Here is a 12,093-nt window from a genome sequence, read left to right as displayed (position 1 = left end):
GCGCGCCGGGGTACGCCCGTCCCCGCTCGCCGCCGAAAAGTCCCTCGCAGCCCGCAACCTCTGTCACCGAAGGCCTCCTCGTTCAAGCCTCGCCCTGTCCCCCCTCGTCGCCGGACGGCGCCGGCGGGCGCATCGTCTCGAGCACGGCGCGGCGGATCGTGTCGCCGTAGCGGCGATATTCGTCGGCACGTTCCTGATACATTTCGGCAACCGAGCGGCGGCCCGACTGGCGCCCTTCTTCGGCCATCCGCGCGACAAGCTCGGCGCGCTCCTCGATGATCCGCGGCGCCACGCGCAGCGCCTCGTCGACGGACCTCTCCTGCTCGTAGGCCAGCACCTCGGCCGTCTTGGCATGGCCGACCTGACAGCGGAAGCGCAGGGGGCCCGGCTCGCGCAGTTGCGACATGACGCCGCCGCAATCGGGACAGATGAGCGGCGCGGGATCGGCGATGCGGTTGAGGACCTCGCTGTCGATCCGCTCGCCCGCGGCGATGTCCACCTCAAGCTGGATCTCGGGCGGGACCGGCACCGTGGGGCCGGCGGATTCACGCACGAGATCGGCCAGCACGTCGCCGATCCGCATGCCGGGCGCGACCAGGTCGGCCGACACCGCACGAAGGCCCGCGAGCGGCATCTCGTCCGCCGTGGCGTCCTGCGGGTCCTGCACCAGCGCCAGCCCCCCGCAGCGCTTGATCGCGGAAAGGCCGGAAGCGCCGTCGTTCAGAAGCCCGCTGAGCAGCACGCCGACGACGCGCGGGCCGTAGGCCACGGCGGCCGAACGGAACAGCGGGTCGATGGCGGGCCGCGCCATGTTCTCGCGCGGGCCGCGGCCCAGCCGGATCCGGCCGTCGGCGATCAGCAGGTGCCGGTCGGGGACGCCCAGGTAGATGTGGCCCGGCACGATCTCCATCCCGTCCTCGGCAGGAGAGACGATCATCTGGCTGGCGGCCTGGCTCACCGTGGCGAGGATGCCGATGCTGCGCGCGGGGATGTGCAGCACGACGAAGACGGCGGCGGGCAGGTCCCTGGGAAGCCCGCCCAGGATCGCCTTGAGCGGGGCGGTGGCGCCCGACGAGCCGCCGATGACGATGATGTCGCGGTTGTCCATGAATGGCCCTTTCATCATCGTGACCAGCAGGGAAACCGCGCCCGGCCACGCCGCGTTCCCCTTTTTGACTCCTGCACGACAATGACGGGCACCTGAACCCAGCCGCCTTCCCATGCGTTGCAGCTTTCCCGAGGAGAAGGACCATGCCCGACCTCGCCACCGAACGGGCTCATCTTGCACAGGCCGAGCGCGACATCGCCGAGGGCGAGAAGAGGATTTTCCGGCAGGAGGAACTGCTGGCCCATCTGCGGTCGCAGGACCAGAGCACCACCGAGGCCGAAACCCTGCTGCGGGTGCTTCAGGAAACATTGGAGGGATGGAAGGCGCATCGCGAGCAGATCCTGCGGGTGCTTGGCCATCAGGAGCGCTGAGTGCGCCGCGCTGCACGTCGCTTGCAGATTAGTGGCATCATGGTTGGACGCCTTTCCTACCAGAGGTGCCGGTCAGCAGAACAAGCCTCGCGAGTTCCCTCCTACGGCCCACGTTTCGTTCTTGCCTGGATCGGTGCCTTGATGCGATGCGCGCTGCTCTCGCTGAACGTCGGCATCGACCTTGACCCGGGTGGTAAGTTTCCCCTCGGCTGGGCATACTGAACGTGGAAGGAAGCGTTACGCTTCCTTCGGAGGGTCTGTCGCCGGTGGCCGCCGGTTTGGCCTGTCCCTTCATTGTCAGTCGGCGGGCGAGAACGCGACTTGCGGCTGAGGCGTTCTGTCCATTTGCCTTTTCACATGCTTGAAAAAGCCACAGTTGGCCTGGCAATCAGCCCGGTGCCGAGCACGGCACTACGTGCCGGTCCCTCGTTTGACACGGCATCCTCGATGAGGGCAGACTGTTGGCACCCATGTCCGGGGATGGAACATCCGCCCACGTCGGACCCCGTTCTCGGCCATCCCCTCCAGCCATCTGCACGGTCGGCATGATCGACGTCGAAAGCTTCACCGTCGTGCTCGACCTCGGCGGGACCTTCGTCTTTGCGATCAGCGGAGCGATGGCGGCGGTTCATCGCCGGCTCGACCTCTTCGGCGTGCTCGTGCTGTCCTTTGTCGCCGGGAACTTGGGCGGCATCGGCCGCGACCTGCTGATCGGCGCGGTTCCGCCCGCGGCCCTGAGCGACGCCCGCTATCTCGTCACCTCGGTCGTCGCAGGGCTCGTCACCTTCTTCCTGTATGCCGGGGTCGACAGGCTGCGCCGGCCGATGCTCCTGTTCGACGCCGTGGGCCTGTCGTTCTTCGCGGTCGCGGGCGCGCAGAAGGCCATCGAGTTCGGGCTGAGCCCGCTCATGTCGGCCCTGCTGGGGATGCTGACCGGGATCGGCGGGGGAATGACGCGCGACATCCTGCTGTCCGAGATCCCGCAGGTGCTGCGCTCGGATTTCTATGCCGTGGCGGCCCTGGCCGGCGCCGCGCTGGTGGTCATCGGGGATGCGCTGGGGCTGCCCTACGGCCTCTCGGCCCTGGTCGCAGGCGGCGTATGCTTCGGCCTTCGACTCATGGCGATCAGGTTCGGCTGGAAGTTGCCGGGGCCGAAACAGATGCCGTGAGGGCCGTAGGTCCGGTTCGGCGCGACCGCCGCCGATTCCAATGACCGCCCAGCCCCCGCGCCCGACGGCCGTCTGTTCAGAACCCGCCCGTCGCCACGGACCACAGGAGGTTCGCGTTCAACCCGATGATCGTCACCGCGATCAGCGCGCAGAGCGCCGTCAGCCACCTCGGCGCCACGAGGTCGCCCATCTTCGCCCGGCTTGCCGTGAACATCACCAGCGGCACGATCGCGAACGGCAGCTGGAACGACAGGACCACCTGCGACAGGATCAGCAGGCGGCCGGTTTCCTCGGCACCCCAGATCACGATCACGACCATGGCGGGCAGGATCGCGACAGTACGGGTGATGAGCCGCCGCATGACCGGGCTGATGCGGAAGCGGACGAAGCCCTCCATCACGATCTGGCCGGCCATGGTGGCGGTGACGGTCGCGTTCAGGCCGCAGCACAGAAGCGCGATCCCGAACAGCGTAGGCGCCACCGTCTCGCCCAGGATCGGGGACAGAAGCGCGTGGGCCTGGTCGATCTCCACGATCTCGGTGTTGCCCGAGGCGTTGAAGGTCGCCGCGGCGAGGATCAGGATCGACGCGTTCACGCAAAGCGCGAGCATCAGCGCGAGCGTGCTGTCCCACGTCGCGAGCCGCAGCGCCTGCCGCTTCGATCCCCTGTCCTGCCCGAAGGCGCGCGTCTGGACGATGCCGGAATGAAGATACAGGTTGTGCGGCATCACGGTGGCGCCGATGATCCCCAACGCGATATACAGCATCTCGGGGTTCGTCGCGATCTCGACCGAGGGCGCGAAGCCACGGATGACCTCGTTCCAGTCCGGGTCGGCCATCGCGATCTGGACGAGAAAGCACGCCGCGATCACGCCCAGCAGCGCGATGACGAACGCCTCCACCCAGCGGAAGCCGCGGTTCTGCAGCCACAGGATCAGGAACACGTCGGCGGCGGTGATGAACACGCCGATCTCCAGCGGGATGCCGAACAGGAGATTGAGGCCGATGGCGGTGCCGATCACCTCGGCCAGGTCGGTGGCGATGATCGCGGCCTCGGCCAGAAGCCACAGCGGGAACGACACCCAGCGCGGGAAGGCGTCGCGGCAGGCCTGCGCCAGGTCGCGGCCCGACGCGATCGCAAGCCGCGCGCACAGGCTCTGCAACAGGATCGCCATGATGTTCGACAGAAGCGCGACAAACAGCAGCGTATAGCCGAACTTCGCCCCGCCGGCGAGCGAGGTGGCCCAGTTGCCCGGGTCCATGTAGCCCACCGCGACCAGGTAGCCCGGCCCGATGAAGGCAAGGAAGCGGCGGAACGGCGTTTGCCCGGACGGCACGGCGATGGTGCCGAACACCTCGGACAGCGACGGGGTATCGCGGCTTTCGCGCCAGGCTTCTTGCGACATCGTTGGGACCCTTGATCCGACCGTGAAGCGCCGGCCCTGGAAGTTAGACGTGGCTAACTCGTATTGCCGCGACAAAGCGTGTCAAGTGGAGTTCAGGCGCGGCGGAACGGTTCCAGGCCGTGCCCGGGACGCACCGAACGAATCGGCCGAAGACCGGGTCGGGATGATCGCCGAGTTGAACGAAGGATCAGGAGGCGCGTCCTGAGCCGACGCCTGGCAGGCAGTAGCCAGCGGATTATCCAAACGGCGGATCACCCCTGCCGCAAGCGCCCGTCCGTGTCGCCACGCCTCGGCTGCGGACCGTGTCAGCGCGCGAGCCAGCCGCCGTCCACAGGCAGCACCACGCCGTTCACGTAGTCAGCGGCGCCCGACGCAAGGAACACCGCCGCGCCGCCGATATCCTCGGGCCGCCCCCAGCGGCTTGCGGGAATCCGGCCCAAGATGTCGGCGCTGCGCTTTTCGTCTGCCTGCAGCGCCGCGGTGTTGTTGGTCGCCACGTAGCCCGGCGCGATGGCGTTGACCTGCACCCCCTTTGCGGCCCATTCGCAGGCCAGAAGCCGGGTAAGCCCCGCCACCCCGCTTTTCGACGCGGTGTAGGCGGGCACGCGGATCCCCCCTTGGAAGGAGAGGAGCGAGGCCACGTTGACGATCTTGCCCGAGCCCCGCGCGATCATGTGCCGGCCCGCCGCCTGGCTGAGGAAGAAAAGGGATTTCAGGTTCGTGTCGACGACGGCGTCCCAGTCGGCCTCGGTATAGTCCGTGCTGTCGGCGCGGCGGATGATACCGGCGTTGTTGACGAGGATGTGGAGCGCGCCGAACCGTGCGACGGTTTCATCGACGATCCCCTGCAGCGGCGCGGTGGTGGAAAGATCGGCGGTGATCTCGTGCACGGCGCCCTTGCCGTCCAGCAGGGCCCGCGTTTGCGTCATCGCCGAGCGCCCGACCAGCACGATGTCGGCGCCGGCGCTTGCCAGCGCGACGGCGATGGCCTGGCCGATGCCGGTGTTGGCGCCGGTCACGACGGCCACGCGGCCGGTCAGGTCGAAGGGGTTGGTCATCGCGGTCTCCGTCCTTGTCTCGCCTCAGGCTTCCACGCGCCGGTCGGCCGCGTCGAAGAAGTGCAGCTTGCCCGCTTCCGCCGCGACCGCCAGCACGTCGCCGCGCCGCGCCGCCATCTGCCCGGCATGCGCCACGATCACCCGCGAACCCGACGCGAGACGCCCGTGAAGCACCGTCTCCGTCCCCAGCGCCTCGACGAGGTCGACGGTCATCGCCGCTTCGCCGTCGCCCGGGCGCAGGTTCTGCGGGCGGACGCCCACGGACGCCGCGGCGCCCGGCATCGCCTGGCCCGGCGCCAGCGCGGCCGCGTCGGCCACGTCGAGAAAGTTCATCCGCGGCGCGCCGATGAAGCCTGCGACGAAGCGGTTGGCGGGGCGGTTGAACAGCTCCATCGGCGTCGCGACCTGCTCGATCGCTCCGTCCCGCAGGACCACGATCCGGTCGGCCAGCGTCATCGCCTCGACCTGGTCGTGGGTGACGTAGATCATCGTCGTCTTCAGTCGCGCGTGCAGCGCCGCGAGCTCTGCCCGCATGGACACCCGCAGCTCGGCGTCGAGGTTCGACAGCGGCTCGTCCAGCAGGAACGCGGTGGGGTCGCGGACGACCGCGCGGCCGATCGCGACGCGCTGGCGCTGCCCGCCGGAAAGCTGCCCCGGGCGGCGGGTCATCAGGTGCCCGATCTCCAGCATCCGAGCGGCTTCGGCGATGCGGGACGCGATCTCGGCCTTGGGCATGCGGTTGTTCTGCAGGCCGAAGGCGAGGTTGTCGCGCACGGTCATGTGCGGATAAAGCGCGTAGGACTGGAACACCATCGCAAGGCCCCGGTCCGCAGCCCCCACATCGGTCACGTCGCGGCCGTCGATCTCGATCCGGCCCGAACTCGGGCGGTCGAGACCCGAGATCTGGCGCAGCAGCGTCGACTTGCCGCAGCCGGAAGGGCCGACGAAGACGACGAACTCGCCCTTCTCGATCGAAAGATCGATGCCTTTCAGCACCTCGAGCGGACCGTAGGTCTTGCGGACGACTTCCAGCCTGATGTGGCCCATTGGCGCCCCTTCTACTTCAGCCCGGTGCCGGCGATGCCGGCGGTGATGAAACGCTGCAGGAAGAAGAACACGATCAAGACCGGGATGATCGACACGACCGTCATCGCAAGGATGAACTGCCAGTGCACGTTCAGTTCGCCCGCGTAGCTGTTGAGCCCGATCTGAAGCGTGAACAGCTCCTTCCGGCTCAGCACGATCAGGGGCCACAGGAAGTCGTTCCAGCGCCACACGACCGAGAAGATCGCGAGCACCGCGAGCGCCGGCGCCGCCAGCGGCAGGACGATGCGCCAGTAGATCTGCCATTCGCTGGCGTTGTCCATGCGCGCGGCCTCGAGCAGTTCGTCCGGGATCGTCAGCATGTACTGGCGCAGCATGAAGACGCCGGTGGGGGTGGCGACGGTCGGCAGGATCACGCCCCAGCGGGTGTTGAGAAGCCCCACCGCGGAGACGACGGAATAAAGCGGCACGAGGTTCACCGACAGCGGGATCATCAGCGTCGCCACGATCACCATCATCACGGCGCCCCTGCCCTTGAACTCGTACTTCGACAGCGCGAAGGCGGCCATGGAGTTGGTCAGAAGCGTGATGAGCGTCGCGATCACCGTCACGAAGACCGAGTTCCACAGGTAGCGGCCGAAGTCGAAGGCCTGAAGCGGGGTCGTGTAGTTCCCGGTGGCGAAGGCCACCTCGCGCAGCGGCTGGCGGGCGTTGATGTTGACCTTGACGACCTCGTCCGGCGCCTCGGGGCGCACCATGTTGGCCATGATGCCGATGCGGTTCTTCTCGGCCATGACGGCGGTGGTGCCGTCCGGCAGCTCCACGGTGTAGAGCGGCAGCAGCCTGGGGCCGTCGCCGGTGTCGACCATCGCCGACCGGCTCGCGTAAGGCAGGATCGAGGGCGGGAACTCGGCCAGTTGCGCCGGGGTCTTGAACGACGACAGCAGAAGCCACAGCGCCGGGCCGAAGATCAGGACCAGCCCCGCGGCGAGCCAGCCGAAGGTGACGACATCGGTCCAGTGCCAGCCCCGGCCGCCCCGGCGGCGGGTGAGAAAGGCGACTGCGCTCATTGTCGGTCCCTCCACCGCGTCAGGCCGAGCTGGGCGATCGTCAGCACCACCAGCACGCCCCCCATCAGCAGCGATGCCGCCGCTGCGACCCCCGGATTGCGCAGCGACGAGGCGAAGCCCGTCTCGTAGATGTACTGCGTGAGATACATGGTCGAGGTGCCGGGGCCGCCGCCGGTCAGGACGTAGACCTCGTCGAAGACCTGCACCGCGCGGATCAGCGCCAGCACGATCACCACGAGGAGGTTCGGCCACAGAAGCGGCAGGGTGATGCGGCGGAAGGCGCGGCCGGGCGAGGTGCGGTCCATCTCGGCCGCCTCGTAGATGTCGCGCGGGATCGCCTGCAGCCCCGCAAGCAGGATGAGCGCGTAGAACCCCGCATGGGCCCAGACCGAGATCCCGACCGAGAACAGGAACGCCCAGGTTCGGTCGGTGAGCCAGTTCACCGGGTCCATCCCCAGTTCGACCATGACCCAGTTCAGAAGCCCCTGCCGCTGGAAGATCCACTTCCAGATCAGCCCCACGACGACCGGCGACAGCAGCACCGGAAAGAAGAACACCGCGCGCCAGAAGCCGCGGGCCCGGATCTTGCCGTTGAGGATCAGCGCCGTGACCATCGCCACGCCGACAAGCACGACGACCTGCAGGCCCACGAACCGCACCGTGTTCCAGACCGCGATCCAGAACAGGTCGTCGCGGCAGGTGGCCGGGTCCATGTGGTCGCCGCAGGTCAGGAGCCGTTCGAAATTCGCAGCCCCCACGTAGCTGCGCTGCGGCAGGAACAGCGCCGTCCCGCCGCTGAGCGCGTAGGCGACGTTCAGGCCCAGCGGGACGATGACGAAAAGCCCGAAGATGGCCATGTTCGGGGCGAGGAAGAAGGCGATCATCCCGCCCCGACCGGCGATGCGCTGCCAGAGCCGCATCGGCGCGTCGAACAGATGGGCAAGCAACCCCGCCGGCGCGGCAAGCACCGCGCCCACGGAACGCCGCCCGACCGCGTCCCGCGCAGGGCGGGCCGGACTGGCGGATGCCTTGCCCGACAGGGTCATGCCCCGGCCCGCTTCGTTGCCCGCGTCACTGCGCAGCCTGGGCGACCTGCTCGGCGATGTCGCTGTCCATCCGCGCGAACGCGTCCTCCAGCGACATCTCGCCCGCCATCGCCTGCCCCGTGCGGGTCACGAGCGCGGTGTAGTAGGCGGTCGCCCATTTCCACGCGGGCAGCGCGTTCGCCTCGGGCGTGATGTTCTTCACGTCGGCGTTGAAGGCGTCGAGCGCGGGCTGGACCTGCGGGTCGGTGGTGACGTATTCCAGGTCGCCTGCCGCCCGGACCGCCGCGTTCGACGGGATGAACAGCGTGCGCTGCGTGAACTCGCGCATCACCGGCTCGGAGGCGAGATAGTCCATCACCTTCGCGACCGCCTCGGGGTGCTGGGTGTACTTCACCGCCACGAGCCCCGCGCCGCCGGGGATGCCGCTGCACGACTTCGGCCCGCAGGGGTTGCCGATCGCGACCCAGTCGAAGTTGTCGCCGATCTTGGCCGAGAAGTTCCCGATCTGCCAGCTGCCCGAGAAGTAGAGCGGGACTTGCGCGTTGATGAAGTCCTCGGCCGCGGCACGGTAGGACGCGCCCGCGGCGCTGACCCACACGTCCTTGAGGTTCTGCCCGCCCTCGGTCCAGCCGACCAGCTTGCCGACATAGTCCCTGACGCCTGCGTCCACCGGCGCGGGCATGCCGTCGGCGCCGATGTAGTTCGCGCCGAAGTTGATGATGGGCGCGCTCATCCGGTGGCCCGAACGGTCCATCGCGAAGGCCGCGGGCAGCTGCTGGCTGGTCGCGACCTGCTGCGCGGCCTCGACCCACTGGTCCCAGCTGCTGCCGGCCGCGGGCAGCGCGACGCCCGCCTGGTCGAACAGCGTCTTGTTGGCGAAACCGCCGGTCAGCGTGATCTGGGTCATGAACCCCGTGATCGCGTCCGACCCGTCCGGGCGCAGCCAGTCGGCCTGCTCGCCGTAGTTCTGGTCCCAGTAGGCCTTGTCGGCAAGATAGGGCGTCAGGTCCAGCCAGTGGTCCGCCAGCGCCTTGAGATCGGTCACGCGGGCGATGTCCGGCCCGCCGCCGGCTTCCAGCGTGATCGGCAGCTGTTCCTTGACCACCTGGTAGGACACGTTGTCCAGCGCCACGGTGATGTCGGGGTTCTGTTCCTCGAACCGCTTGAGGAGGTCGGCCACGACCTCGCCCTCGTTGCCGTCCGAATACCACATGATGCGGACTTCCTCGGCCGCGAGAGCGGTGGAGGCGAAACCAAGGGCGGCTGCGATCACCGTCCCGCGAAGATAGGCTTGTTTCATCAGTTCCTCCCAGTTCTCGTTGTGCGGACCCGGATCTCGTCGGCGGGGCCGCGTTGGTCGTCAGGCGACGCTTCGTCGTGGACCGTCCGCTCTCCCTCAAGCGTCCAGTCGCGGGGCGACAGCACCCGCCCCTCGGCCTCGACGGTGCCGTCGGGCAGGAAGCGGACGGGTCCGTATTCGGGATCCTCGACGGTCAGCGTGCCGTCCGTTCCGGTGGCTGTCAGCGGATGCGCGGCTTCGAACGCGGCCGCGTCGTCGCCGCTGCCCATCCGGACCACCCACAACCCGTCGCGTCCGGGAAGGCGCAGCTCCGCGTTGGCCGACCCGCCGGTGGTCACGAGGTCGAGCGGGCGCGAGCCGCGGATCAGCACGATGCCGCGCCCGTGCCGCGCGTGGGCGCGGTCGCCCTCGACGCGCCAGTTGTCGAAGCTTTCCGTCGGGAACCAGGCGTGGGTAAAGTCGAGCTGCCCTTCGACACCGTCGAACGCCACCAACGCAAGGCCGCGATACTGCTGCACCCGGGGCACGCTGGCAGAGCCGCCCCAGAAGGACGGGCGGCCATAGCCCGACTGCACCATCTCGCCGGGATGGTTGATCCAGACCTGCGCCCGGGGCTCCTGCCCCAGCCGGCCGTGGATCAGCGTCTCCTGGTACCCCCACTCGCCCCAGCGATACGCCGCCGCCGTGCCGAGCGCGAAGTCCGCGGTCTTGTAGTGATACAGCTTCGCGAACAGACCGTTCCCCTGCCCGAAGCGCCATTCCTGCGCGCCCTCGCCGGTCCAGATCGCGCGGCGCCGCAGCTCCGCCGGCACGGCAAGCCCGTGGTCGCGCAGGCACAGCGCCAGCTGCGCCAGGCAGTTCACATGCGCCCCGAACCACCCCCTGCCCCACAGCAGCCGCGCGATCCCCGTCAGTTCCGACGTGTCGGCAGGGATCAGCGAGTGTTCGTAGCTGCGCCCTTCGGCTGCGGTGTTGACGCCCATGTGGGCCGAGTTCGCGACGATCTCGACCAGCCGCAGGATGCCGCGGCGGGCGCGGTCGCGGATGTCCTCGTCCGGCGCCAGCGCGTGGAGCGCGGTCATCCCCTTGAGATCGATCGGGAAGTAGGGGGAGGAGTTGAACTCCGCCATCTCCGCCCGCTCGAAGTGGTCGAACCAGCCGAGCAGGCGTTCGCGCCCGACCCGCGACTGCTCCGCCCCGGTCCGTCCCGACCGGCGGAAGACGGCGTCGGGCTGGTGGTGGCCAGCAAGGTAGGCGGCGGTGTGGAACAGGAGCGCGTGGTTTTCCGAAAAGTACCACTGCACGTCGTTGCCCGGCTCGTCCATCCAGTAGCGGAAGCCGAGCGCGGCCCGGTCGATGCGGTCGCGCAGGCCGTCGGGGATGCGGTCGGCATAGGCGATGCGGCCCCACAGCAGCGGGACCAAGGCGAAATCCGCGCAGTCGAAGCAGTCCTCGATGCCGAAAAGTTCGTGCTCGTAGATGGCGGCGGCCCGGGCCGTGTCGCCCTGATCGAGGCAGGCGAGCGCCGTCTCGGTGTCGTTCTCGGCGTGGGCGGCGATCCAGGCCAGCGTCTCGGCGATGCGGTCGGGCAGCGCCTCGGGCGCAGGGCCGGTGCGGCTGCGCCAGCCGATCTCGGCCCCCAGCGTCGCGCGGGTGCGGAAGCCGCCGCATTCCAGGTCGAGGTGGAAGTAGCGGTAGTCGGCAGGAAAATCGCCGGCCTTGCCGATCACGGCGTGGCCGGCGCCCGGGGCGATGTCCAGCACGATGCCCTGGCTGTCATGGGCCATGAAATGGCCGCTGACGACCACCTGCGCCGCGACCCGGGCCGGGAACGGACAGGGCAGCACCAGCCGGATCTCGTCGGTGTCGTCGTAGTGCTTGCGGTCGAGATGCATGGCCGCGATCGCGGCCTCGACCCCGCCGACCAGCGCGTCGTCCGCGTCGAAGGGATGCGCGGCGCGGGCGGGCGGGCCATCCACCCACTCGACGAGGACGCGAATGACGGCGTCGCGCTCGGCCAGGTCCTCCTGCCAGACGGCGATCTCGTTCAGGCCCTCGCGCAGGATCACGTCGAACTCGGCCTTGGTCATCGCGTTGCGGACCGTGGGGGAAAGCCAGCCCGCCGCCTCGCCGTTCACGAACAGCTTCGCCGCACCGCAGATGCCGAGGCGAAGCCGGGCCGGACCCGCGCGCTCGGCGTGAACGGCGGTGCGCTGCCAGTTCCGCAGCCGGGTGGCGCGGAACCAGAAGCCCGACAGGTCGAGGAACGCGGACCCCATCGGCAGGACGTTGCGCGCCATGGTCCAGTCGGGATCCAGATCCGGCACCGGCTCGCGGTCGCGGAACTCCGCGATGTAGGCGGTGCGGCAGGGATAGGTGTGGGGGATGTAGTTCTTGTCCTTGGTCAGGAAGAACGTCGAGTCCATCTCGCCCTGCATGGGGGCGTCGGGCACGTCGTAGCGCGCTTCGGCCAGCGGCGTGGTCTGCCACCAGGGCAAGGGCTGGCCGCTGGTCAGGCGCAT

At 68.8% G+C, this 12,093-nt stretch carries 10 protein-coding genes; 2 read left to right on the top strand and 8 right to left on the bottom strand.

Annotated elements, in window-relative coordinates:
- Positions 1-82: 82 nt before the first annotated feature.
- Positions 83-1,108, bottom strand: coding sequence for a chemotaxis protein CheB (locus tag ELI80_RS02250; RefSeq protein ID WP_136649367.1), 1,026 nt, complete (start codon positions 1,106-1,108; stop codon positions 83-85).
- Between the two features lie 143 nt (positions 1,109-1,251).
- Between ELI80_RS02250 and ELI80_RS02245 the strand changes: the two genes are divergently transcribed.
- Both ELI80_RS02245 and ELI80_RS02240 read left to right on the top strand, forming a co-directional pair.
- Positions 1,252-1,479 (top strand): hypothetical protein, encoded by a 228-nt coding sequence (locus tag ELI80_RS02245; protein WP_136649366.1) that lies wholly within the window; start codon positions 1,252-1,254, stop codon positions 1,477-1,479.
- Between the two features lie 545 nt (positions 1,480-2,024).
- Positions 2,025-2,648 carry a trimeric intracellular cation channel family protein gene (locus ELI80_RS02240; RefSeq protein ID WP_136649365.1) on the top strand — a complete coding sequence of 208 codons (624 nt, stop codon included), beginning with the start codon at positions 2,025-2,027 and terminating at the stop codon, positions 2,646-2,648.
- Positions 2,649-2,724: 76 nt separating this feature from the next.
- On the opposite strand, the gene ELI80_RS02235 is transcribed toward ELI80_RS02240, so the two are convergent.
- The 7 genes from ELI80_RS02235 to ELI80_RS02205 form a co-directional block, all read right to left on the bottom strand.
- Entirely contained in the window at positions 2,725-4,053 is a 1,329-nt protein-coding gene (locus ELI80_RS02235) for an Nramp family divalent metal transporter (RefSeq protein WP_136649364.1), read from the bottom strand.
- Positions 4,054-4,358: 305 nt separating this feature from the next.
- Positions 4,359-5,111 (bottom strand): 2-dehydro-3-deoxy-D-gluconate 5-dehydrogenase KduD, encoded by a 753-nt coding sequence (kduD, locus tag ELI80_RS02230; protein ID WP_136649363.1) that lies wholly within the window; start codon positions 5,109-5,111, stop codon positions 4,359-4,361.
- 24 nt (positions 5,112-5,135) lie between these two features.
- A complete protein-coding gene (locus ELI80_RS02225; protein ID WP_136649362.1) occupies positions 5,136-6,158 on the bottom strand; it encodes an ABC transporter ATP-binding protein in 1,023 nt (340 codons plus the stop codon).
- An 11-nt stretch (positions 6,159-6,169) separates the two neighbouring features.
- On the bottom strand, positions 6,170-7,225 hold the full coding sequence (locus ELI80_RS02220; RefSeq protein WP_136649361.1) for a carbohydrate ABC transporter permease: 1,056 nt from the start codon (positions 7,223-7,225) through the stop codon (positions 6,170-6,172).
- On the bottom strand, positions 7,222-8,271 hold the full coding sequence (locus tag ELI80_RS02215; RefSeq protein ID WP_136649360.1) for a carbohydrate ABC transporter permease: 1,050 nt from the start codon (positions 8,269-8,271) through the stop codon (positions 7,222-7,224). Before ELI80_RS02215 ends, ELI80_RS02220 begins: the two co-directional genes overlap by 4 nt.
- A 25-nt stretch (positions 8,272-8,296) precedes the next feature.
- The gene (locus tag ELI80_RS02210; protein WP_136649359.1) at positions 8,297-9,571 is read right to left on the bottom strand and encodes an ABC transporter substrate-binding protein; all 1,275 of its coding nucleotides are present in this window, start codon (positions 9,569-9,571) and stop codon (positions 8,297-8,299) included.
- On the bottom strand, positions 9,571-12,093 hold the full coding sequence (locus tag ELI80_RS02205; protein WP_201740522.1) for a hypothetical protein: 2,523 nt from the start codon (positions 12,091-12,093) through the stop codon (positions 9,571-9,573). Before ELI80_RS02205 ends, ELI80_RS02210 begins: the two co-directional genes overlap by 1 nt.

This window comes from Paracoccus aeridis, assembly GCF_004923205.2.
GTDB classification, from domain to species: Bacteria; Pseudomonadota; Alphaproteobacteria; order Rhodobacterales; family Rhodobacteraceae; genus Paracoccus; species Paracoccus aeridis.
The sequence above is the reverse complement of the archived record's forward strand: the minus strand, read 5'-3'. Positions and strand labels throughout refer to the sequence as shown.

Coding starts and splice junctions, on each gene's coding strand:
- ELI80_RS02245 (WP_136649366.1), top strand. CDS start 1,252: ATGCCCGACCTCGCCACCGAACGGGCTCATCTTGCACAGGCCGAGCGC.
- ELI80_RS02205 (WP_201740522.1), bottom strand. CDS start 12,093: ATGCGCCTGACCAGCGGCCAGCCCTTGCCCTGGTGGCAGACCACGCCG.
- kduD (WP_136649363.1), bottom strand. CDS start 5,111: ATGACCAACCCCTTCGACCTGACCGGCCGCGTGGCCGTCGTGACCGGC.
- ELI80_RS02250 (WP_136649367.1), bottom strand. CDS start 1,108: ATGGACAACCGCGACATCATCGTCATCGGCGGCTCGTCGGGCGCCACC.
- ELI80_RS02235 (WP_136649364.1), bottom strand. CDS start 4,053: ATGTCGCAAGAAGCCTGGCGCGAAAGCCGCGATACCCCGTCGCTGTCC.
- ELI80_RS02225 (WP_136649362.1), bottom strand. CDS start 6,158: ATGGGCCACATCAGGCTGGAAGTCGTCCGCAAGACCTACGGTCCGCTC.
- ELI80_RS02215 (WP_136649360.1), bottom strand. CDS start 8,271: ATGACCCTGTCGGGCAAGGCATCCGCCAGTCCGGCCCGCCCTGCGCGG.
- ELI80_RS02240 (WP_136649365.1), top strand. CDS start 2,025: ATGATCGACGTCGAAAGCTTCACCGTCGTGCTCGACCTCGGCGGGACC.
- ELI80_RS02210 (WP_136649359.1), bottom strand. CDS start 9,571: ATGAAACAAGCCTATCTTCGCGGGACGGTGATCGCAGCCGCCCTTGGT.
- ELI80_RS02220 (WP_136649361.1), bottom strand. CDS start 7,225: ATGAGCGCAGTCGCCTTTCTCACCCGCCGCCGGGGCGGCCGGGGCTGG.